Annotated in this window: 11 protein-coding genes; 8 read left to right on the top strand and 3 right to left on the bottom strand. The window is 74.6% G+C overall.

Features of this window, described 5'->3' with window-relative positions:
- The first annotated feature begins 23 nt into the window (after nucleotides 1–23).
- The 7 genes from fabG to trpC all read left to right on the top strand — a co-directional run bounded on the left by fabG (nucleotide 24) and on the right by trpC (nucleotide 17,074).
- Nucleotides 24–770, top strand: coding sequence for a 3-oxoacyl-ACP reductase FabG (fabG, locus tag IEZ20_RS00130; RefSeq protein ID WP_189293978.1), 747 nt, complete (start codon nucleotides 24–26; stop codon nucleotides 768–770).
- A gap of 50 nt (nucleotides 771–820) precedes the next feature.
- The gene (locus IEZ20_RS00125; RefSeq protein ID WP_189293977.1) at nucleotides 821–1,525 is read left to right on the top strand and encodes a 2-hydroxychromene-2-carboxylate isomerase; all 705 of its coding nucleotides are present in this window, start codon (nucleotides 821–823) and stop codon (nucleotides 1,523–1,525) included.
- A gap of 84 nt (nucleotides 1,526–1,609) precedes the next feature.
- Nucleotides 1,610–12,934: a non-ribosomal peptide synthetase gene (locus IEZ20_RS00120; RefSeq protein ID WP_189293976.1), complete on the top strand. Its 11,325-nt coding sequence runs from the start codon at nucleotides 1,610–1,612 to the stop codon at nucleotides 12,932–12,934.
- A gap of 175 nt (nucleotides 12,935–13,109) precedes the next feature.
- Nucleotides 13,110–13,985 (top strand): ABC transporter permease, encoded by an 876-nt coding sequence (locus IEZ20_RS00115; RefSeq protein WP_189293975.1) that lies wholly within the window; start codon nucleotides 13,110–13,112, stop codon nucleotides 13,983–13,985.
- A 17-nt stretch (nucleotides 13,986–14,002) separates the two neighbouring features.
- Nucleotides 14,003–15,250, top strand: coding sequence for a cytochrome P450 (locus IEZ20_RS00110; protein ID WP_189293974.1), 1,248 nt, complete (start codon nucleotides 14,003–14,005; stop codon nucleotides 15,248–15,250).
- A 1-nt stretch (nucleotide 15,251) separates the two neighbouring features.
- The gene (locus tag IEZ20_RS00105) at nucleotides 15,252–16,202 is read left to right on the top strand and encodes a TauD/TfdA family dioxygenase (RefSeq protein WP_189293973.1); all 951 of its coding nucleotides are present in this window, start codon (nucleotides 15,252–15,254) and stop codon (nucleotides 16,200–16,202) included.
- A gap of 86 nt (nucleotides 16,203–16,288) precedes the next feature.
- Nucleotides 16,289–17,074 (top strand): indole-3-glycerol phosphate synthase TrpC, encoded by a 786-nt coding sequence (gene trpC, locus IEZ20_RS00100; RefSeq protein ID WP_189293972.1) that lies wholly within the window; start codon nucleotides 16,289–16,291, stop codon nucleotides 17,072–17,074.
- A 253-nt stretch (nucleotides 17,075–17,327) separates the two neighbouring features.
- Here the strand turns inward: trpC and trpD are convergent, their stop codons facing one another.
- Nucleotides 17,328–18,398 (bottom strand): anthranilate phosphoribosyltransferase, encoded by a 1,071-nt coding sequence (gene trpD / locus IEZ20_RS00095; protein ID WP_189293971.1) that lies wholly within the window; start codon nucleotides 18,396–18,398, stop codon nucleotides 17,328–17,330.
- 144 nt (nucleotides 18,399–18,542) lie between these two features.
- On the opposite strand from trpD, the gene pdxR reads away from it, so the two are divergent.
- Nucleotides 18,543–19,925 (top strand): MocR-like pyridoxine biosynthesis transcription factor PdxR, encoded by a 1,383-nt coding sequence (pdxR, locus tag IEZ20_RS00090; RefSeq protein WP_189293970.1) that lies wholly within the window; start codon nucleotides 18,543–18,545, stop codon nucleotides 19,923–19,925.
- A gap of 5 nt (nucleotides 19,926–19,930) precedes the next feature.
- On the opposite strand, the gene IEZ20_RS00085 is transcribed toward pdxR, so the two are convergent.
- Both IEZ20_RS00085 and IEZ20_RS00080 read right to left on the bottom strand, forming a co-directional pair.
- A complete protein-coding gene (locus tag IEZ20_RS00085) occupies nucleotides 19,931–20,512 on the bottom strand; it encodes an anthranilate synthase component II (protein ID WP_189293969.1) in 582 nt (193 codons plus the stop codon).
- Between the two features lie 14 nt (nucleotides 20,513–20,526).
- Nucleotides 20,527–22,071 (bottom strand): anthranilate synthase component I family protein, encoded by a 1,545-nt coding sequence (locus IEZ20_RS00080; RefSeq protein ID WP_189293968.1) that lies wholly within the window; start codon nucleotides 22,069–22,071, stop codon nucleotides 20,527–20,529.
- Between the last annotated feature and the right edge of the window lie 220 nt (nucleotides 22,072–22,291).

Raw genomic sequence — 22,291 nt, 5'->3', positions numbered from 1 at the left:
CAGAGCCCTCAGGAGAGACCAGCATGTCCGCAACCGACCGGCCCGTCGCCCTCGTCAGCGGCGGCTCGCGCGGTATCGGCCGCCACGTGGTGACCCGGCTCGCCCGCGACGGCTACGACGTGGCGTTCTGCTTCCAGTCCAACAAGGAGGCCGCCGACGCCGTCGCCGAGGAGGCCGGCGCCGCGGGCGCCCGGGTGTACGCCGCGCGCACCGATGTCGCCGACCACGACGCCGTGCACGACTTCGTCAAGGCCGCCCAGCGCGAACTCGGCCCGCTGCGCACCGTGGTGTCCTGCGCGGGCATCGTGCGGGACAACCCGCTGGTCATGCTCGCGCCGGCCGACTGGGACGCCGTACTGCGGGTCAACCTCGACGGCACCTACAACCTCTGCAAGGCCGGCGTGTTCGCCATGATGAAGCGCAGGTCCGGCTCGGTGGTCACCCTGTCCTCGGTGGCCGGTGTCTACGGCAACGCCACGCAGGCCAACTACTCGGCGACCAAGGCCGGGATCATCGGCTTCACCAAGGCACTCGCCAAGGAGTCCGGCCGCTACGGCATCCGCGCCAACGCGGTGGCGCCCGGCTTCATCGACACCGACATGCTCTCCGGCCTCGCCGACGACCACGTCAGGAAGATGACCGAGCGGATCCCGCTCGGCCGCCTCGGCCGCCCCGAGGAGGTCGCCGACCTGGTGGCCTTCCTCGCGTCCGACCGCGCCTCGTACATCACAGGACAGGTATTCGGAGTCGACGGCGGCCTCGTCGTCTGACCGGAAAGCCGTCCGACCGGAAAGCCGTCCGACCGGAAAGGGGCACCACCATGCCCAAGAACAAGACGCCGCGGTTCTACTTCTCCCTGCGCAGCCCCTACTCGTGGCTCGCCTACCGCACGGTGATGAGCGAGCACCGGGACCTCGCCGAGCGCCTCGAATGGGTGCCGTTCTTCGAGCCCGACCCGCTGAGCGCCCGGCTCATGGAGGAGCAGGGCGGCCGGTTCCCGTACTCGGAGATGTCCCGCGAGAAGAACCGCTACGTCCTCCAGGACATCGGCCGCCTCACCAAGGCCCGCGGGATCAAGGTCACCTGGCCGGTCGACCGCGACCCGGTGTGGGAGGTCCCGCACCTGGGCTACCTCGTGGCCGCCGCCCAGGGCCGCGGCCACGACTACATCGACGCGGTGTACCGGGCCAGGTTCGGCCAGGGCCGCGACATCTGCGACCCGCGCACCATCGAGGACATCGGCTGGGAGCTGGGCATCGACCCGCAGCGCCTGTCCCGCGCCAGCGACCAGCCCGAGCTGCGCGCCGAGGGCATCCGCATCCTCCTCGACGTGTGCAAGGACGGTGTGTTCGGCGTCCCGTTCTTCGTGCACGGCTACAGCCGCTTCTGGGGGATCGACCGGCTCGACGCGTTCGTGGAGCACCTGCGCTCCCAGGAGGAGCCGGCCGCCGGGATACCGCGCGAGCTGACCGCGGTCGGCATCGGCACGGCCACCGACGACGGACACGCGGGCGGCTGCGGCTGACCCGCCGGCCCCCCGCACAGCCACCCCCCACAACCCACCCATCGACTACGGCGTGACTTCAGTGACCTTCGCTAGGGGACTGCTATGACATCCGTTCAGACGGCCGGCCTGCCGCTCACCGCCGGCCAGAAGGACATCTGGTTCGACGCGAAACTCTCCGGCGGGGGCGCGACCTACAACACCGCCATCTACTGGGACATCCGCGGACCGCTCGACCCGGACCTCTTCCGCACCGCCCTCGCCCGGCTGGCCGAGGAGTCGGAGTGCCTGCGCGTCCGGTTCGACGACCGGGGCGGTGAGCCGCGCCAGTTCGTCGAACCGCTCGGCGCGCTGCCGCTGACCGTCACCGACGTCCAGGCGGCCCCCGACCCCGCGGCCGCCGCCGAGCAGGCGATCCGCGCCGACCTCGCCGTACCCTTCCCGCTGGACGAGGCACCGGACCAGGGGCCGGGCGACGGACCGTACGTCCCGCTGTTCCGGCTGAGCGTGTTCACGCTCGGCCCCGAGCGCACCTTCTTCTGCCTGCTCAACCACCACCTCGTCTCCGACGGCTTCAGCTACGTCATCTACTTCCAGCGGCTCTCCGAGATCTACGGCGCCCTGCTCGACGGCACCTCGCCGGACGACAACCGCTTCCCCCCGCTCGCCGCCCTGGTCGAGACCGAGGCGGCGTACACCGCGTCACCGAAGGCCGAGCGCGACGCCGCCTACTGGCAGCGGCAGGTCGGCGACGGGCCCGAGCTGATCAGCCTCGCCACCCGCGACGCCGAACCCGCCCAGACCTTCCACCAGGAGGGCACCGTCCTGCCCGAGCGCACCGCCGGGCTGCTGCGCTCGGTCGCCTGGGAGTCCCGGGTGACCTGGCAGACCACGCTCGCCGCCGCGCTGGGCGCCTACACCGCGCGCACCGCCGGCACCGAGGACGTGCTGCTCGCCCTGCCGGTGACGGCCCGCGTCGGCGGCACCATGCAGCGCGTCCCCGGCATGGTCGTCAACAACCTGCCGCTGCGCCTGGCCGTGCCGGCGCACACCACACGCGCCACGCTGCTGGCCGAGACGTACCAGACGTTCTCCCAGAGCCTGAAGCACCAGCGCCACCGCGTCAGCAGGATCCGCCGGACGATGGGCCTGCCCAGCGACGACCGGCGGCCCTTCGGCCCGTTCCTCAACATGATGCCGCAGGTCGAGAAGCTGGCCATCGGCCCCTGCGAGGCCACCATCTACAGCCCGTCCACGGGCCTGGTGGACGACCTGGAGTTCACCGTCGCCGACAAGGGCGAGGCGGGCATCGGAGTCGACCTCAGCGGCAACACCGCACGCTACGACCGCGCCGAGGTCCGTACCCACCTCGACCGGTTCACCGCCTTCCTGGGCGCCTTCCTGGAAGCCGCGCCCGACGCCCCGCTCGGCGGCCTGGACCTGCTCACCGCCGACGAGCGCGCCGACCTCTCGGCCACCCTCACCGGGCCCGTCCGCGAGACGCCCTACCGGGGCGTCGTGGAGCGCGTCCGGGAGCAGGCCGCGCGGGCGCCGCACGCGGTGGCCGTCACCGACGACGGCGGCAGCATCGACTACGCCGCACTGGTCGGCCGGGCCTCCGCCGTCTCCCGCCTGCTGACCGGGCACGGGCCGGTGGCCGTCCTCACCGAGCCGGGCCGTGACTTCGTCACCGCCGAACTCGCCGTCCTCGGCGCCGGACGCGCCTTCGTGCCCCTCGACCCCGGCGCCCCGGCCGCCCGGCTGACCGCGCTGCTGCGCGACAGCGGCGCCGGTTTCCTGCTCACCCAGGACGAGCACACCGGCCTCGCACACCGGATCACCGCACCCCTGGACGCGCCGCTGCCCGTGCACGTCCTGGACGGCCGTACCGACGCCGCCGACGACCTGGCCCCCGTCACCGGCGGCCCGCTCGACCTCGCGTACGTCATCTACACCTCCGGCTCCACCGGCAAGCCCAAGGGCGCCATGGTGCAGCGCGGCGGCATGGTCAACCACCTCCTCGCCAAGATCGAGGAGTTCGGGCTGACCAGCGCCGACGCGCTCGTCCACAACGCGCCCGTCACCTTCGACGTCACCGTCTGGCAGACCCTGACGACCCTGCTCGTCGGCGGCCGGGTGCGCGCCTTCGCCCGCGGCGACATCGCCGACCCGGACGTGCTGTTCCCGGTCATCGGCGCCGAGGAGCTGACCGTCATCGAGGTCGTGCCGTCCCTGCTGCGCGCCACCCTCGACGTCTGGGACGCGGCCGGCACCGCACCCGCCCTGCCGGCCCTGCGCTGGATGATCTCCAACGGCGAGGCGCTCCCCGCCGACCTGTGCACCCGCTGGTTCGCCCGCTACCCGGACATCCCGCTCGCCAACCTCTACGGCCCCACCGAGTGCTCCGACGACGTCACGCACGCCTATCTCACCGGCCCCGGCGACCTCGACGCGCCCGTCGTGCCGATCGGCCGGCCGCTGCGCAACACCCGCCTGTACGTCCTCGGCGCCGACCTGCGGCCGGTGCCCCGCGGTGTCCAGGGCGAACTGTTCATCGCCGGCCGGGGCGTCGGCCGCGGCTACCTCGCCGACCCGCGCCGCACCGCCACCACGTTCCTGCCCGACCCGTTCGCCGCCGACGGCTCCCGCATGTACCGCACCGGCGACCACGTCGTGCTCCGGCCCGACGGACAGCTCGCCTTCGTCGGGCGCGTCGACCACCAGGTGAAGATCCGCGGCCAGCGCATCGAACTCGGCGAGGTCGAGACGGCCCTGCGCGCCCTGCCCGGCATCGCCGACGCGGTGGCCGCCGCCGTCACCGACCCGGCCGGACAGAAACGGCTCGTCGGCTACGTCGTCGGCGACGGCGCCCGCCCGGACACCGCCGCCGCCCGCGCCCTGCTGGCCGAGCGGCTGCCCGGCGCCCTGGTGCCGACCGCCCTCGTCGCGCTGGACGAACTGCCGCTGACCGCGCACGGCAAGGTCGACCGCAAGACCCTGCCCGCCCCCGACTTCGGCGCCCCCACGCGGGGCCGCGCCGCCCGCACCGACGAGGAGCGGATCCTGTGCACCGTCCTCGCCGAGGTCCTCGGCCTGCCGGAGGTCGGCCCCGAGGACAGCTTCTTCGCGCTCGGCGGCGACAGCATCAGCTCCCTCCAGGTGGTCAGCCGGGCCCGCGGGGAAGGCCTGGTCGTCACCGCCCGCGACGTGTTCCGGCACCGCACCCCCGCGGCCATCGCCGCCGCGGCCGGCCGCGCGGAGCGGACGGCACCCGCCGCCGAGGAGGACGGCGTCGGCGAGGTCGGACTCCTCCCGGTGGCCGACCAGCTCCGCGAACTGCTCGCGCGTCTTCCGGAGGAGACGCAGGAGTTCGCGCAGTACGCCACCGTCACCGTGCCCGCCGAGGTGGACGCCCCCCGGCTGGAGCGCGCCCTCCAGGCCGTCCTCGACCGCCACGACACCCTGCGCCTGCGCCTTGCCACCCCGGTGCCGGGACTGTGGTCCCTGAGCACGCAGCCCCGAGGCGGCGTCGCCGCCGCCGACGTGCTGCGCACCGCCACCCTCCCGGCCGACGGCGACCGCCGGGCCCGCCTCGCCGGGGAACTGGCCGCGGCCCGTGCCCGGCTGCGCCCCCAGGACGGCCTCGTGGCCCAGGCCGTGCTGCTGAGGGACGAGGACACCGACGCCCCCGGCACGCTCCTCCTCGTCATCCACCACCTCGCCGTCGACGGCGTCTCCTGGCGGATCCTGCTGCCCGACCTCCGCGCGGCCTGGGAGGCCGTCGCCGCCGGCACCGAGCCGCGGCTGGACGCCGTACCGACCTCCTACCGGCGCTGGGCGAAGACCCTGTCCGAGGAGGCGCGCACCGCGGACCGGGTGGCGGAACTGCCGCTGTGGACCGAGCAGCCGGCCGGCGAGTCCGTCACGCTCGCCGAGCAGCCGCTGGATCCCGCCCGCGACGTGCACGGCAGCGCCGGCACCCTGCGCGTCGAACTGCCCGCCGAGGACACGGCGGCCCTGCTCACCACGGTGCCCGCCGCCTTCCACGCCGAGATCAACGAGGTCCTGCTCACCGGCCTCGCCCTCGCCCTCGCCGACCGCGCCCGCCGCGGCGGCTCCCCCGTCACCCGCGCCCTGGTCGAACTGGAGGGACACGGCCGCGAGCAGATCGCCGGGGACCTGGACCTGTCGCGCACGGTCGGCTGGTTCACCAGCGTCTACCCCGTCGGCCTCGACGTCGGCCGGCTCGACTGGGACGACGTGTGGCAGGCCGGCCCGTCCCTCGGCGCCGCCCTGAAGCGGACCAAGGCCACCCTGCGCGCCCTGCCCGACCACGGCATCGGCCACGGCCTGCTGCGCCACCTCAACCCGCAGACCGCGGCCGTCCTCGCCCGCACCCCCGTACCCCAGCTCGCCTTCAACTACCTGGGCCGGTTCACCGCGAGCGGCGGCGACTGGTCCATGGTGGCGGGCGGCGCCGGACAGACCGCGGCCCCCGGCACCCCGCTGCGCCAGCCCGTCGAGGTCGTCGCCGTCACCGAGGACCGCCCCCAGGGCCCCGTCCTGGTGGCCGACTGGACCTGGGCCTCCGCCCTGCTCGACGAGGCCGACGTACGGGACCTGGCGGAGACCTGGTTCCGCGCCCTGCGGACCCTCGCCGCGCACGCGGAACGGCCGGGCGCCACCGGCCGCATCCCGGCCGAGTTCCCGCTCGTCCACGTCGAACAGCGGGAGATCGACGCCTACGAGGCCGAGCTGCGCGGTGTCACCGACATCCTGCCGCTCTCCCCGCTCCAGCGCGGACTGCTCTTCCAGGCCGAGTTCGACCGGCAGGGCATGGACGCGTACACCCTCCAGGTCGTCATGGACATCGGCGGCCCCCTCGACCGCACCGCCCTGCGCGCCGCCGCCGAGGCACTCCTCGCACGCAACCCGGGCCTGCGCGCCTGCTTCCGCGAGCGCGACACCGGCGACCCGGTCCAGCTGATCCCCGACCGCGTCGCCCTGCCCTGGACCGAGGTCGACCTGACCCACGTCGACGCGGCCGAGGTGGACGCCGAGGCCGCCCGCCGCACCGACGAGGAGTGGCTGCACCGCTTCGACGTCACCCGCGGCCCGCTGACCCGGTTCACCGTCTACCGGATCGCCGACGACCGGCACCGCGTCGTGTGGACCACGCACCACATGCTGGTCGACGGCTGGTCCCTGTCCGCCGTGCTCGCCGAGGAACTCGTCACCCTGTGGGCCAACGGCGCCGACACCGGCGCCCTCGCCCGCGTCGCCCCCGCCCGGCGCTACCTGGAGTGGTCGGCGGCGCAGGACAAGGAGGCGGCCCGCGCGGCCTGGCGGGCCGAACTCGCCGGCGTGGACGGCGCCACCCGGCTGGGCCCCGCCGACCGCGACCGCGTCTCCGTGCTGCCCAGGACCCTCGTCGCCGGCATCCCGGACCGGGTCACGGACGCGCTCACCCGCTGGGCGCACCGCCGCGGCCTCACCCTGAACACCGTGATGCAGGGCGCCTGGGCGGCCGTCCTCGGCGCCCTCACCGGACGCGACGACGTCACCTTCGGCGCCGTCGTCTCCGGCCGCCCGGCCGAACTGCCGGAAGTGGAACGGATGGTGGGCGCGTTCCTGCACACCCTCCCGGTCCGGGCCCGGCTGGACGCCGCGCGGCCCTTCGAGGCGGTGCTCGCCGACCTCCAGGACCGCCAGCTCGGCCTCGAACCCCACCACCACCTGGGCCTGGCCGAGGTCCAGAGTTGCGCCGGCACCGGCGAGCTGTTCGACACCGTCGTCAGCTTCCACAACTACCCGACGGGCGCCCTCGACCGCATCGGCGAGCACATCCCCCAGCTGACCATGCTCGGCTGGACCGCCCGGGTCGTCGCCGAGTACCCCCTGGCCATCGGCGTCTTCCCCGGCGCGGACGGGCAGCTGCGGGTCGAGGCCCAGTACCGGCCCGACGTGTTCACCGAGGAGCGGACGGACGGCTTCGTCCAGCGCTTCCTGCGCTTCCTGGAGCGGCTCGCCGCCGACCCCGGCGTCCCGTTCGGCCGCGTCGACACCCTCGACGACTCCGAACGCCACCGGCTCACCCGCACCTGGGCGGGCGTCGACGCCGCCAGGCCCGAACCCGCGGCCCTCGCCACCGACGCCTTCGAGCGGTGGGCCGCCCGCTTCCCGGACAAGCCCGCCGTCTCCCTCGGCGCCGACGTCCTCACCTACAGCGAGCTGAACACCCGCGCCAACCGGCTCGCCCGGCTCCTCGTCTCCCGGGGAGTACGCGCCGAACAGCCGGTCGCCGTCCTGCTGCCGCGCTCCCCGCAGCTGGTGGTGGCGGCCCTGGCCGCGCTGAAGGCGGGCGCCGTGTTCCTGCCCGTCGACGTCGACTACCCGGCCGACCGCATCGGCTACCTCCTGGCGGACGCGCAGCCCGCCGTCCTGCTCACCGACACCGCGACCGCGGCCCGCCCTGCGGGACTGCCCGAGCTGCCGGGCCTCACCGACACCCCCCTGCTCCTGGACTCGCCCGGGACCGCGGCGGAGCTGGCGGACCTGGCCGGCACCGACCTGACCGGCGCCGGGGACCGGCACGAGGCGCTCGACCCCCTGCACACCGCGTACATGATCTACACCTCCGGGTCCACCGGCCGCCCCAAGGGGGTGACCGTGCCGCACACCGGGCTGATGGCGATGGTCGACAGCCTCACCGAGCGGTTCGCACTCGATCAGGACGTACGCGTCCTGCAGTTCGCGTCCTTCAGCTTCGACGCCTCCGTCTTCGGCATCATGCTGGCCCTGCTCAACGGCGGCACCCTCGTCATCGCCGACGAGGAGCACCGCACCCCGGGACGGCCGCTGGTCGACTTGATCAACGACCAGCGGATCAACCTGGCCGCGCTGCCGCCCGTCGTCGTCGGCGCGCTGCCCGAGGGCAGCACGCTCCCCGCGGACCTGCGCATGGTGGTCACCGGCGAGGCCGTACCCGCAGAGGTGGTCGACCGCTGGGCGGGCTCGGTGCGGATGTTCAACGGGTACGGGCCCACCGAGGCCGTCGTGGGCTGCACCGTCAGCGGACCGCTCGTGCCCGGCCGCGGCCGCCCGCCGATCGGCCGCCCGACCGCCGCCCACCGCGTGTACGTCCTGGACCGGGCGCTGCGCCCGGTGCCCGCCGGATCCGCCGGCGAGCTGTACGTCGGAGGCGGCCTGGCCCGCGGCTACCTCGGCCGGCCCGATCTGACCGCCCTGCGGTTCGTACCCGACCCCTACGGGCCGGCCGGCAGCCGCATGTACCGCACCGGCGACCTGGTGCGCTGGCTGCCCGACGGCGAACTCGACTACCTGGACCGCACCGACGACCAGGTGCAGCTGCGCGGCATCCGCATCGAACTCGGGGAGATCTCCACGGCCCTGACGGCCATGCCCGGCGTCGAGCAGGCGGCCGTCGTGATGCGCGAGGACGAGGTGGGCGAGCGGCGCCTGGTCGCGTACGTGGTCGCCGCCGGAGCGGCCGCCGGGGCGGACACCACGGTGCTGCGCGACCGCCTCGTACAGGAACTGCCCGACTACATGGTGCCGTCCGCCGTCGTCGCCCTGGACGCGCTCCCGCTGACCACGAACGGAAAGCTGGACCGCGCCGCCCTGCCCGACCCCGAGCTGGGCGCCGGCGCACGGGGACGCGCCCCGCGCACCCCCGTCGAGGAGATCCTGTGCGGCCTGTTCGCCGACATCCTCGGCCGCGAACGGGTCCACGCCGACGACGACTTCTTCGAGATCGGCGGGCACTCGCTGCTCGCGACCCGCCTGGTCAGCCGGGTGCGCAGCGTCCTCGGCGCCGAACTCCCCATCCGCGCCCTCTTCGAGGCCCGCACCGTCGCGGCGCTCGCCGCCCGCGTGGCACAGGCCGACCGGGCACGCCCCGCACTGGCGCCCGCGCCGGCCGGGGCCGAGCGGCCACTGTCCTTCACCCAGCAGCGCCAGTGGTTCCTCAACCGCCGCGAGGGCAGCGCCGACGGCTCCTTCAACTCGGTGCTCGCCTTCCGGCTCACCGGGCGGCTCGACGCGGACGCCCTCCAGGCGGCACTGCGCGACCTCGCCGAACGGCACGAGGTGCTGCGCACCGTCATCCCGGACACCGACGGGGTGCCGTCGCTGCGCGTCCTGGACACCGCCGCGGGCGCGCCCGCGCTGAAGGTGGTGTCGGTCCCGGCCGGCGAGGTGCGGGCGGCGGTGGCCGCCGAGGCCGACCGCGGCTTCGACCTCACCGAGGAGACACCGCTGCGCGTCCGCCTCTTCCCGGTGGGACCGGGCGAGTGCGTGCTGCTGTTCGTGATCCACCACATCGCCTTCGACGGCTGGTCGATGGGCCCGTTCCTCGGCGACTTCGCCGCCGCCTACCGGGCCCGGTGCAAGGGCCGCGCCCCTCGCTTCGAACCGCTGCCCGTCCAGTACGCCGACTTCGCCGTCTGGCAGCGCGAGCTGCTCGGCAGCGACGACGACCCGGACAGCCTCGCCGCCGAGCAGCTCGACTTCTGGCGCGACGCACTCGCGGGCCTGCCCGAGGAGACCCCGCTGCCCGCCGACTTCCCCCGCCCCGAGCGGGGCACCCGGACCGGCGACGTGGTCCTGTTCGACGTGGACGCCGCACTGTGCTCGGCCGTCGGCGAACTGGCCCGCTCCACCGGCACCACCGAGTTCATCGTCTTCCAGGCGGCCCTGTCGACGCTGCTGACCCGGCGCGGCGCGGGCACCGACATCCCGGTGGGCGTCTCGGTCGCCGGCCGCACGGACGACGCGCTCGCGGACGTCGTCGGCATGTTCCTCAACACCCTGGTGCTGCGCGGCGACACCGGCGGCGACCCGACCTTCCGCGAACTGCTCGACCGGCTCCGGGAGACCGACCTCGCCGCCTTCTCCCACCAGGACGTGCCGTTCGACCAGGTGGTGGACGCGCTGCGGCCCGCCCGGGCACTGAACCGGCACCCGCTGTTCCAGGTGTCGCTCACCGTCCAGTACGACGGCGTACGCGACCTCGGCCTGCCCGGCCTGACCGCCCGCCCCGAGTACGTCCCGTCCCGGCAGGCCAAGCTGGACCTCGTCGTCGAACTGGTGCCGGCGTACGACACGGACGGCATGCAGGGCCTGCTGACCTTCAGCGAGGACCTGTTCACCCGGGAGACGGCCGAGGGCCTCGCGGCGCAGTTCACGCAGGTGCTGCGGAACGCGGTGGCCGATCCGGACGTACGGATCGGGGACCTGGAGATCGCGGGAGCGGACGCGCCCACGGCCCCGGAGCGGTCCGACGACGGCCCGGACGACGGAGACGACGGGGACGACGGGGACGGCGGCGACGCCTTCGCCGGCATCGTGCGGCAGCTGCCCGGGACGACCCTGCTCGACCTGTTCGCCGCGCGGGTCGCCGAGGCCCCCGACGCCGTCGCCACCGGCAGCGGACCGCAGGCGCTGTCGTACACGGAACTCGACCGGTACGCCGACGACCTCGCGCACACCCTCGTCGCGGCCGGCGCCGGCCCCGAGCGGACCGTGGCACTCGCCGTGCCGCGCGCCGCCGACCAGGCCCTCGCGGCCCTCGCCGTCCTCAAGGCGGGCGCGGCCTACGTGCCGCTGGCCGCGGACGAACCGGCCGACGCGGTCCGCGCCCTGTTCGCCGACGTCGACCCGGTGTGCGTCCTGACCACCGCCGGCCTGGCCGGACGCCTGCGGACGACCGGGGTGCCGGTGCTCGTCCTCGACGTCGCGGGGCTGCGCACCGGGGCCGCGGTGCCGGACCCCCGGCCCGGGCCGGCCACGGCCCGGCCCGCACAGGCCGCGTACGTGATCCGCGGCGGCGCCACGGGCACCGTCGTGGAGCACCGCACGGCCGCCGCCCACGTCGCGGCCGCCCTGGACGACGGACGGCCGGGCGAGGCGGGCCTGTTCGGGGCGCTGCTCGCCGGCACCGGCGTCGCCACCCGGGAGCGCCCGCCCGCCGCGTGGTCCGCACCGGACACCGTCCCGGCCGACGCCGCCCGGTGGCCCGCCCACGGCTACGTCCTGGACGAGGCGCTGCGCCCGGCCGCCGAGGGCGAGCTGTACCTCGCCGGCGCGGCCGTCGCCCGGGCCTACGCGGGCCGGGCCGCGGCCACCGCCGAGCGGTTCGTGGCCGACCCCTGGGGCGGGGCCGGGGCGCGCATGTGGCGGACCGGCCGGAAGGTGACCCGCGACGCGGCCCTCCCCGCGGAGCCGGCCGTTCCGTCACCGGACACCGCCGCGGACGCCGACGCCGATCCGGTCGTGGCGCGGTTGTGCGCGATCGTGGCCGAGGTGGTCGGGGCCGAGTCCGTGGGCGCGGCGGAGAACTTCTTCGAGACCCGGTCGATGGACAGCATGAAGTCGCTGCGACTGGTGGCGCGGGCCCGCAAGGAGGGCATCGAGATCACCATCGCGGACGTCTTCCGGCACCAGAACGTCGCGGCCCTCGCGGCGGGACTGCACCCGGAACCTGCACCGCAGCCCGCCCCCGAGGCGCCTGCTCCCGAGGCGCCGGCACCCGCGATGCGCACCACCGTACGGGCCGTCGCCGAGGCGATCGCGGAGACCGACGAGCAGGAGGACGCCGACACCTTCGCGCCGCTGCTCACGATCCGGCCCACCGGCGAGCGCCCGCCCGTCTTCTGCGTGCACTCCGGTGTCGGACTCGCGCTGTCCTACCTGCCGCTGGCCCGGTACATCGGGGCGGAGCACCCCCTGTACGGCCTCCAGTCCCCGGCGGTCGTCGCCGGCGCACCGCTGCCGGACAGCATCGAGGACAACGCCGCCGCGTACGTCGAACTGATCCGGCGGGTCCGCCCCGAAGGGCCCTACCACCTGTTCGGCTGGTCCTACGGCGGCCTGCTCGCCTACGAGATCGCCGTGCAGCTCAGGGCGGCCGGCCAGGAGGTGGGACTGCTCGCCAACCTCGACGCCTACCCCCGTACCGACGTCGTCGACGAGCGGGACGTCCAGGGCTCCCTCACCTGGCTCCTGGAGGGCATCGGACACGACCCCGCCGAGTTCGCGGGCCGCGACCTCACCCCCGCCGACCTGGTGGACGTGCTGCGGCGCGACAACAGCCCGCTCGCCAGGCTGGGGGAGGAGCGGATGAGCCGCATGGTGGACCTGATGGCCCGCCACCAGGTCCTCAACACCCGCTACCGACCCGGCCGGTACGACGGTGCGATGCAGCTCTTCCTCGCCGACCGCTCGCCCTGGGGCGACGTCACGGACAAGGACCGGCTGTGGGAGCCCCACGCCCGGGGCCCGGTCACCGTCCACCACGTCGACTGCGGGCACGACGACATGCTCACCGGCCCGAACCTGGACCGGATCGGCCGTGCCGTCGCCGCCGAACTCGACCGGCTGCACGCCGCGTCGGACGGGAGCGACCGGTGAGGGCGGCGGCCTCCCGGGCGGCGACCCGCGCGGCCGCCGCCCGGCGGCGCCGGGTGTGGGCCGCCGCCCGCCGGGCCGGCCGGAAGGGCGCCCTCGCGGCGTCGGACCCCGGCGCCGCGCGGAGCGGCACACGGCGCACGGCACCGCCGACCACCCAGGACGATCGGAGTCCGGCATGACGACCACCCTCCCCCCGGCGCCGTCCCCCGCGGCGCCGACCCCCGGCCGGGCCCCCGCCCCGACATCCCCCGTCGGCGGGGCCCGGCCGGGCCTGAGGACCTTCACCACCGAGGTGCTGGCCGTCCTGGGGCGCAGGCTGCGGCGGCTGCGCCGCGGCCCCGGCCGCGCCATCGGCGTCGTCCTCAACCCGCTGGTGTCGATGGTGCTGCTCGGCTATCTGTTCCGGGACGCCATCACCCTGCCCGCGGGCGGCAGTTACGTCGAGTACGTCTTCGCCGGCGGCGCCGTCCAGGTGGGACTGGCCTGTGTGGGGCCGACGGCCGTGTCCATGGCGATGGACCTGCAGGGCGGCATCGTGGACCGGTTCCGGTCCCTGCCGATCAGCCGGTCCGCCGTGCCCCTCGGACACACCGCCGCGGACCTGCTCACCGCCCTGGCCGCGCTCGTCGTCACCACGGGAGCCGGTCTGCTCCTCGGCTGGCGCTCGCACACCGGCCTGCTGCCCACGCTCGGCGGGTTCGCCCTGATCGCCGCCTTCACCTACGTGATGCTGTGGCTCGGTGTGCTGCTCGCCACCACCCTGCGCAGCATCGAGACGATCAGCGTCGTCGCCCCGTTCATCGTCATCGTGCTGCCCTTCCTGTCCAGCGCCTTCCTCTCCCCGCAGTCCATGCCCGGCGCGGTCCGCCCGATCGCCGAGTGGAACCCGGTCAGCGCCGTCATCGCCGCCTGCCGCGACCTGTGGGGCAACCCCGCCACCACCGGGCCCGGCTACGTCGGCGAGCACCCGCTGGCCGTGGTCGCCGTGACGCTCGGCACGCTGTTCGCCGTCTGCGTCACCGTCAGCCTGCGCCGATTCAGCAAGCCCTGAGCAAAGGACCCTCCACCATGCCTGTCACCGAACGCGCGGCGGCGCCGGAGCCCGCCGCGCTCGACCTCACCGATCCCCAGACCTTCCTCGACGTCGACCAGCACGCCATGTGGCGCAGGTTCCGCACCGAGAGCCCCGTGCACTGGCACCCCCCGGGCCCCGGCACCCCCGGCTTCTGGGTGATCTCCCGGTACGAGGACGCGGTCGCCGTCTACCGGGACAACAAGCGGTTCACCTCCGAGAAGGGCACCGTGCTCACCACGCTGCTGCGCGGCCACGACTCGGCCGCCGGCAAGATGCTCGCCGTCACCGACGGGGTGCGCCACCGCGAGATCCGCAACCTGATGCTGAAGTCGTTCTCCCCGCGCGTCCTCGCCCCCGTCGTGGACGGCGTCCACCGGCACACGCGGCAACTGCTCGGCGCGGCCGTGGCGTCGGACCGGGTCGACTTCGTCACCGACGTGGTCGACCACATCCCGATGCACACCATGGGCGACCTCCTCGACATCCCGGCCGCCGACCGCCCGCAGCTCGTCGAGTGGAACACCCGGACGCTGTCGCGGCACAGCTCCGACGAGAGCGAGTTCGAGTCGCTCATGGCGCGCAACGAGATCCTGCTCTACATCTCCCAGCTCGCCGCCGAACGCCGGGCGGACCCGGGCGACGACGTCCTCAGCACGCTCGCCACCGCCACCGTCGACGGCAAGCCGCTGAGCGACGACGAGATCGTCCTCAACAGCTACAGCCTCATCCTCGGCGGCGACGAGTCGACCCGGATGTCCATCATCGGCGGCCTCATCGCCCTGGCCGGGAACCCGGAGCAGTGGCGCCGCCTGAAGAGCGGCGAGGTCACCTCCGAGTCGGCCACCGAGGAGATCCTGCGCTGGACGACGCCCGCCATGCACTTCGGGCGCCGCGCCCTGGTCGACGTACCCCTCGGCGACCAGGTCATCAGGGCCGGGGACGTGGTCACCCTGTGGAACGCCTCCGCCAACTTCGACGAGGACGTCTTCACCGACCCGTACACCTTCGACGTCGGCCGCAGCCCCAACAAGCACGTCGTCTTCGGCCACGGCCCGCACTTCTGCCTCGGCGCCTTCCTGGGCCGGGTCCATGTGAACGCCATGGTGGAGGCGCTGCGCGCCATGGTCGCCGACATCGCGCTGCTCGGCCCCCCGCAGCGCCTCTACTCCAACTTCATCCAGGGCTACAGCGGTCTGCCCGTCGCGCTGGGCGCGGAGCCGGCCGGCGAGGAGGTTCGCTGAGATGCGGCACGAGATGCGGACCGCGGGAGGCACCAGGCTCGCGGTCCTCCACACCGGCACCCCGGCCGGCACCTGGGACGAGGCCCGCTGGGACGAGGTACGCGGCCGGGTGCGGACGCTGCTCGACACCTGCGGCGTGGTCATGCTGCGCGGCGCGGGCATCCCCGACACCGCCGCGTTCCACGCCGCCGTCAGCGGCTTCGGCCGCGACCTCATCGGGAGCTACCGCGGCGGCAACACCCCCCGCACGGCCCTCTCCGACGGCGTCTTCACCTCCACCGAGTATCCGGCGCGCTACGACATCTCCCTGCACAACGAGCTGTCGTACGCCCGCAAGTGGCCCGACCGGCTGTACTTCTGCTGCCTCGACGCCCCCGACACCGGCGGCGCCACCCCGGTCTGCGACGGCGAGGCCCTGCTCGGCGCGCTCTCGCCCGGGCTGCGCGAGCGGTTCGCCGCCGGCGTCGTCTACCGGCAGTACCTGCACGGCGGCGCCGGTCTCGGCAAGTCCTGGCAGGACACGTTCGAGACGGACGACAAGGCGGTGGCCGAGGAGTTCCTCACCGCCTCCGAGGCCGAGTTCGAATGGACCGGCGACGGCGGCCTGCGGGTGCGCCAGCACCGCCCCGGTGTCATCAAGAACCCGCGCACCGGCCGCGACACCTGGTTCAACCAGGCCGACCAGTGGCACCCGTCCAACCTCCCCGACGACGAGGGGGAGCTGCTGATGTCGCTGACCGAGTCGGTGGACGACCTGCCGCACTGGGTGACGTACGCCGACGGCACACCCCTGTCCGACGCGGACCTCGCCGAGGTCCGCGCGGCCCAGCGGGCGCACAAGCTGGCCGAGCCCTGGCGGCGGGGCGACGTGATGATCGTGGACAACCCGTCCGTGCTGCACGGCCGGGAGGCGTTCACCGGTACCCGCAAGGTCGTCGTCTCGATGACCTGAGCGCGACGGAACGAGGGGCCCGGCGGGTGCGCCGGGCCCCTCGGCACAGCACACCGAGGCAGGACGGACAGAACGGGGGCGTACGGATGACAGTGCTCGACGACATCGTGGCGGGGGTCCGCGAGGACCTCGCCGAACGCCGGCGAACCGTGCCGGAGCGGGAGCTGGTACGGCGGGCGGCGGCGCGCGGCCCGGGGGCGGACTGCGTGCCGCTGCTGCGCGCGGCGGACGGACGGCCGAGGATCATCGCCGAGGTGAAGCGGGCCAGCCCGTCCCGTGGACCGCTGGCCGAGATCACCGATCCGGCCGCGCTGGCGGCGGAGTACGAGAAGGGCGGCGCCGCCGCGGTCAGCGTGCTCACCGAGCGCCGCCGGTTCGGGGGCGGCCTCGCCGACCTGGACGCCGTGCGGGCCAGGGTCACCCTGCCGGTGCTGCGCAAGGACTTCGTCGTGGACCCGTACCAGGTGTGGGAGGCCCGGGCGCACGGGGCGGACCTGGTGCTGCTGATCGTCGCCGCGCTCGAACAGCCGCTGCTCACCGACCTGTCGGCGCTGGCCGCGGAGGCCGGCCTGACGGCGCTGGTGGAGACCCACGACGAGGCGGAGGCGGAGCGCGCCCTCGCCGCCGGGGCGCGCGTGGTCGGCGTCAACGCGCGCGACCTGAAGACCCTGCGGGTCGACCGCTCGACGTTCGCCCGGGTGGCCCCGCTCCTGCCGGCCGACGTCGTGCGCGTCGCCGAGTCCGGGGTGCGGGGGGCCGCCGACGTGGCCCGGTACGCGGAGCTGGGGGCGGACGCGGTGCTGGTGGGGGAGGCGTTGGTGACGAGCGGCGACGGCGCGGGTGCGGTGGCGGCGCTGACGCCGGGCGGCTAGGCGTCTGCGGGGTTCCGTGCGGGGCCGGGTGCGGGTGGCGTGGGGCTGGTCGCGCCCGCGCGGCGGTAGCCGCACATCGTCACAGCCCCGCGCCCCTGAGGCGATGCGGCTTCGCCGCTGCCTCCCCGATGGGATGCCGCAGGAAGTGCGTATCTCAGGGGCGCGGGGCCGTGTGGATAGGCGGCTACCGCCGCGCGGGCGCGACCGGCCACGAACAACCCGCACCCGCCCGGCGGCGCAGCCCCCCCCGCGCTCAGGCCACCGCCACCGTGTCCCCGCGCACCGCGCGCATCCTCTCCGCCGAGACCGTCACCCACCGGTCCAGCACCGCCGCCGCCGCACCGGAGTCGATGGCCCGGGCCGCGCGCCGGACGCCGGCGGCGAGGCGCTCGGTCAGGGAGCCCGGGCCGCCGTCGAACACGGCCAGGCCCGCCGCCGCGGACAGGAGCACCGCGTCCCGGACCGGGCCGGCCGCGCCCGCCAGGACCTCGCGGGCCACCCGGGCGTTGTGGACCCGGTCCCCGCCGCGCAGCGCCTGTGCCGGGGCCAGGGGGACGCCGACGTCCCGCGGATCGAACGTCTCCCGGCGCACCGCACCGCCGGACACCGACCACACCGTGGAGGTAGTGGTGACCGTCAGTTCGTCCATCCCGTCGTCACCGCGGAAGACCAGCGCGTCCGTGCCCCGCCGCGCCAGCACCTCGGCGATGCGCCGCGCGAGCACCGGGTCGGCGACCCCGACCGCCTGGGCAGCGGGCCGCGCCGGGTTGGTCAGCGGGCCGAGGGCGTTGAACACCGTCCGGACACCGAGTTCGCGGCGCGGACCGGCGGCGTGCCGCATCGCCGGGTGGAACAGCGGGGCGAAGCAGAAGGTGATCCCGGTCTCCGCGACGATCCCGCCCACCTCGCCGGCCGGCAGGTCGAGCGACACCCCCAGCTCCTCCAGCACGTCCGCCGACCCGCACGCCGAGGACGCGGACCGGTTGCCGTGCTTGACGACGCGGGCGCCGGCCCCGGCCGCCACGAGCGCCGACATCGTGGAGATGTTCACGCTGTGCGAGCCGTCGCCGCCGGTCCCGACGATGTCGAGGCAGCGGCCCGGCACCGTCAGCGGCAGCGCGTGCCGCAGCATGCCGCGGACCAGGCCCTCGATCTCTGCGGCCGTCTCGCCCTTCGCGCGCAGCCCCATCATCAGCGCGGCGAGCCGGGCGGGACCGGCCGCGCCGGTCATCGCCTCGTCCATCGCCCATTCGGCCTGCCGCGCGGACAGGTCCCGGCGGTCCAGCAACGTGCTCAGCAAGTGCGGCCAGTCGTTCACGGACATCTCCTCGTGGGCGAAGGGACGAAGGAATCAGAGGAAAGCGCTCCTCAGTCTGGGAAATGCGCGGACCGTATTCCAGACCAGTGCCGAGCCGTTGATGCAGTCCAATTCCGCCTCCACGGAAAACAGGGAAGGGAATCGAGTGTCATGCACGTCGCGATGAAAGTCGTACGGGACTCCGCCGTCCCGCTGACCTCCCAGATCCAGCGGTTCATCAAGAGCGAGGTGGCGGCCGGCGTCCTGCACCCGGGCAGCCGGCTGCCCTCCAGCCGCAGCCTCGCCGACGAACTCGGCGTCTCCCGCAGCGTGGTCGTCGAGGCGTACGGACAGCTCGTCGCCGAGGGGTACCTGGAGGCGGTGCAGGGCGCCGGCACCCGTGTCGTGCCGCACCTGGGGCCCGAGCCGGTCGTCCCGACCCTCCTGGACGACGGCCGGGTGCCCGACGTGCGCTGGGACCTGCGCCCGGGCGCCCCCGTGTTCCCGCACTTCCCGCGCCGCGACTGGCTCACCAGCTACCAGCGGGCCCTGCAGTCCGCCGACCCCGCCGACCTCGACTACCCGCCGCCTGCCGGGGTGCCGGCCCTGCGCGTCGAACTCGCCCACTACCTGGGCCGGGTGTGCGGGGTGCCGGGCACACCGGACCAGATCATGGTCGTCGCGGGCTTCGCCCAGACCCTCGGTCTGCTCGGCGCGGCACTGCCCGAACTGGGCGTGGACGCGCTCGGCATGGAGAACCCGGGACACCCCCGGCAGCGCCGGTTCGTGCGCGAGTGCGGGCTGCGGCCGGTGCCGCTGCCGGTCGACGCGGAGGGCATCGACGTCTCGGCGCTGCGGGCGTCCGGGGTGCGGGCCGTCCTCGTCACCCCCGCCCACCAGTACCCGACCGGGGTCACCCTGTCCGCGCGGCGCCGCGCCGAACTGGCCGCCTGGGCGCGGGAGACCGGCGGCTGGATCGTGGAGGACGACTACGACGGCGGCCTGTGGTACGAACGCGGGACGCCCCGGCCGCTCGCCCTGCGCCGGCTCGCCCCCGACCACGTCGTCTACGCGGGCACCGCCAGCAAGACCCTGGCCCCCGGGCTGCGCCTGGGCTGGCTCGCGGCCCCGCGCGCCGTCCTCGACCCCCTGCTGCGCGCCCGCGCCCGGCACGACCTGGGCACCGACAGCCTGGCGCAGCTGGCGTTCGCGGAGTTCCTGCGCAGCGGCCTGTACGACCGCCATCTGCGCCGCCTCAACTCCCTGTGCCGCGACCGAAGACAGGTGCTTCAGGCGGCGGTGCGCCGGCACCTGCCCGGTGCCGTGGTGCTGGGCCCGGCGGCCGGCCTGCACGCCTGCATACGGCTGCCCCCGCGCACCGACGAGGCGGCACTGGTCGCGGGGGCGCTGCGCCGCTCCGTCCTGGTGCGCGGGGCGGCGGCCTTCCACGCGCGGGCGGGGGAGGGCGCGCCCGCGCTGGTGGTGGGGCACGCCCAGCTTCCGCGCACGGGCATCGAGGAGGCGATCGCGGAGCTGGGCAAGGTCCTGGGCTGACGCCGTCAGCCGACCGGGGCGGACCGCATCCGCAGGAAGTTGCGCATCATCGTCAGGCCGCCCGTGGTCATCACCGACTCCGGGTGGAACTGCACCCCCTCCACGGGCAGGGTCCGGTGCCGCAGGCCCATCACATAGCCGTGGTCCGCAGCGACGGCCGTGGTCACCAGTTCGTCCGGCAGTGGATCGGCGACCAGGAGGGAGTGGTAGCGGGTCGCCTCCACGGTGTGCCCGAGCCCCTGGAACAGGCCCGCGCCGTCGTGCCGTACGGTGCTGGTCCGGCCGTGCATCACCTGCTCGGCCACCTCGATCCGCCCGCCGTACGCGAGGCCGATGGCCTGGTGCCCCAGGCACACCCCGAGCACCGGCACCCGCCCCGCGAACTCGTGCACCAGCTCCACGTGCCCGGAGTCGGCGGGATGCCCCGGGCCGGGCCCGAGCACCACGGCGTCCGGTTCCAGGCCCGCCAGAGCGGCGGGCGTCCGGGTCAGGGAGCGGACGACCCGGGTCTCCGCTCCGAGCGTGCGCAGGTACTGGTCGATGATGTGCACGAAACTGTCGTAGGCGTCGATCAGCAGAACCCTCATGGGCGCGTCCCCTCTCACAGCAGCTCCTCCCCGGTCAGCGCCCAGTAGGCGGCGCCCATCTTCGCCAGCGTCTCCCGCCACTCGGCCTCCGGCTCGGACTGGGCGACCATGCCGGCGGAACTCTGCGTGGAGTACGCCGTGCCGTCGTACACGACCGTGCGGATGCACAGGGCCAGCTCGGCCCAGCCGCGCACGTCGATCAGCCCGACCGCGCCCGCGTAGGCGCCGCGGCCCTCGCCCTCCAGCCCGTCGATGACCTCCATGGCGCGCACCTTGGGCGCCCCGGTCATCGTCCCGGCGGGGAACGTCGCACGCACCGCCTGCCACACGTCCACGTCCGGCTCCAGCCGCCCGGAGACCGTCGACACCAGGTGGAAGACGTGCGAGAAGGTCTCCACCTCCATCAGCCGCTCCACCGGCTGGGTGCTGGGGCGGCTGACCCGGCCGATGTCGTTGCGGCACAGGTCGACGAGCATGATGTGCTCGGCCTGCTCCTTCACGGACTCCCGCATCTCCTTGACGCGGCGCCGGTTCTCCTCCTCGTCGCGGCAGCGCCGGGCCGTGCCCGCGATGGGCCGCATGACGATCTCGTCGCCCGCCCCGCCGTACGCCCCGCCGTCCGTTCCGTCCTCCGGTTCGATCCGGAAGAACAGTTCCGGGCTCGCCCCGATCAGGGTGTCCCCGGCCCGCGGCAGCACGTACATGTACGGCGACGGGTTCCGCTCGCGCAGCCGCCGGTAGACGTCGAGCGGCTCCAGGTCCGTGGTGACGTCGATGCGGTGCCCGATCTGGATCTGGTACAGGTCGCCGACCCGGAGGTGCTCCAGGCAGCGGTCCGCCCAGCCCAGGAACGTCTCCCGGTCGACGCTGTCGCGCACCGAGCGGGGCGCGGGCGCCCCGGGCGCCCCACCGGGGCCGGACCCGGCCGCCGCGGCGGCGGCAACGGCCACGTCGGCACCCGGCCCCGCCTCCGCGAACTCCGGGGCGTGCGCGCGCAGGTGGCGCGGCGCGCCGCCCGCGACGTCGTACCAGACGGTCTCCCGGAAGAGCGTCAGCGTGATGTCCGGGCCGTGCGGCTCCTTGGACCGCTCCGGCAGTGTCTCCATGTGCCACGCGGACTCGTACGCGAAGGTGGCCAGGAAGCCGAACGCGTAACCCCGCGCGGGCACGTCGCCGCTCACCTCGAAGACCCGCTGGGCCCGGCCGAGCGCCGCCCAGAGCATGTCCTGCCCGGTGAAGCGCAGCCGGTACGGGCCGGGTTCCGGTCCCGGGGCCCGGTCCCGGGCACATCCCGCGGCCCCGGCGGCCCGGGCGAGCGCCGCCGCCACCGCCGGAACGCCGTCGATGTCGAGGTACCGGTCGTACACCCGGATCTCGGCGAGCCGCCCGACGCCCACGGCGGCCGAGCGCCGGTCCTCGCCGGCACCGGCCAGGCTCTCCAGGAGGAACACCTCGTCCGAGGGGCGGCCCCCGGTCAGCCGGGTGTAGAGCGCGAGCGGTTCGTGCCGGGGGACAGGGGCGGAGCTGACGTGCACGTCGATGGTTTCCCTTGCGGTCAAGACGAACTCCCCACCTTTGTTCTTTCGATGTGTTCTTTCGATGTGTTCTTTCGATGTGTTCTGCCGGTGTGTTCTGCCGAGGTGTGACGAGAGTCAACCAACCGGTCCGTGAACGGGGCCAGACCAATTCCGTGGGACCGATACGGTCCATTTCTCCATTACTTGACCGGGCGCAGGGAGCGGATATGTAGTGGGCGCACATTCGGCGCACATACGGAAG

The organism is Streptomyces cinerochromogenes, assembly GCF_014648635.1.
GTDB classification, from domain to species: Bacteria; Actinomycetota; Actinomycetes; order Streptomycetales; family Streptomycetaceae; genus Streptomyces; species Streptomyces cinerochromogenes.
Note: the sequence above shows the minus strand (reverse complement) of the source record. Positions and strands in the feature narration are given on the sequence as shown.

Coding starts and splice junctions, on each gene's coding strand:
- fabG (WP_189293978.1), top strand. CDS start 24: ATGTCCGCAACCGACCGGCCCGTCGCCCTCGTCAGCGGCGGCTCGCGC.
- IEZ20_RS00125 (WP_189293977.1), top strand. CDS start 821: ATGCCCAAGAACAAGACGCCGCGGTTCTACTTCTCCCTGCGCAGCCCC.
- IEZ20_RS00120 (WP_189293976.1), top strand. CDS start 1,610: ATGACATCCGTTCAGACGGCCGGCCTGCCGCTCACCGCCGGCCAGAAG.
- IEZ20_RS00115 (WP_189293975.1), top strand. CDS start 13,110: ATGACGACCACCCTCCCCCCGGCGCCGTCCCCCGCGGCGCCGACCCCC.
- IEZ20_RS00110 (WP_189293974.1), top strand. CDS start 14,003: ATGCCTGTCACCGAACGCGCGGCGGCGCCGGAGCCCGCCGCGCTCGAC.
- IEZ20_RS00105 (WP_189293973.1), top strand. CDS start 15,252: ATGCGGCACGAGATGCGGACCGCGGGAGGCACCAGGCTCGCGGTCCTC.
- trpC (WP_189293972.1), top strand. CDS start 16,289: ATGACAGTGCTCGACGACATCGTGGCGGGGGTCCGCGAGGACCTCGCC.
- trpD (WP_189293971.1), bottom strand. CDS start 18,398: ATGTCCGTGAACGACTGGCCGCACTTGCTGAGCACGTTGCTGGACCGC.
- pdxR (WP_189293970.1), top strand. CDS start 18,543: ATGCACGTCGCGATGAAAGTCGTACGGGACTCCGCCGTCCCGCTGACC.
- IEZ20_RS00085 (WP_189293969.1), bottom strand. CDS start 20,512: ATGAGGGTTCTGCTGATCGACGCCTACGACAGTTTCGTGCACATCATC.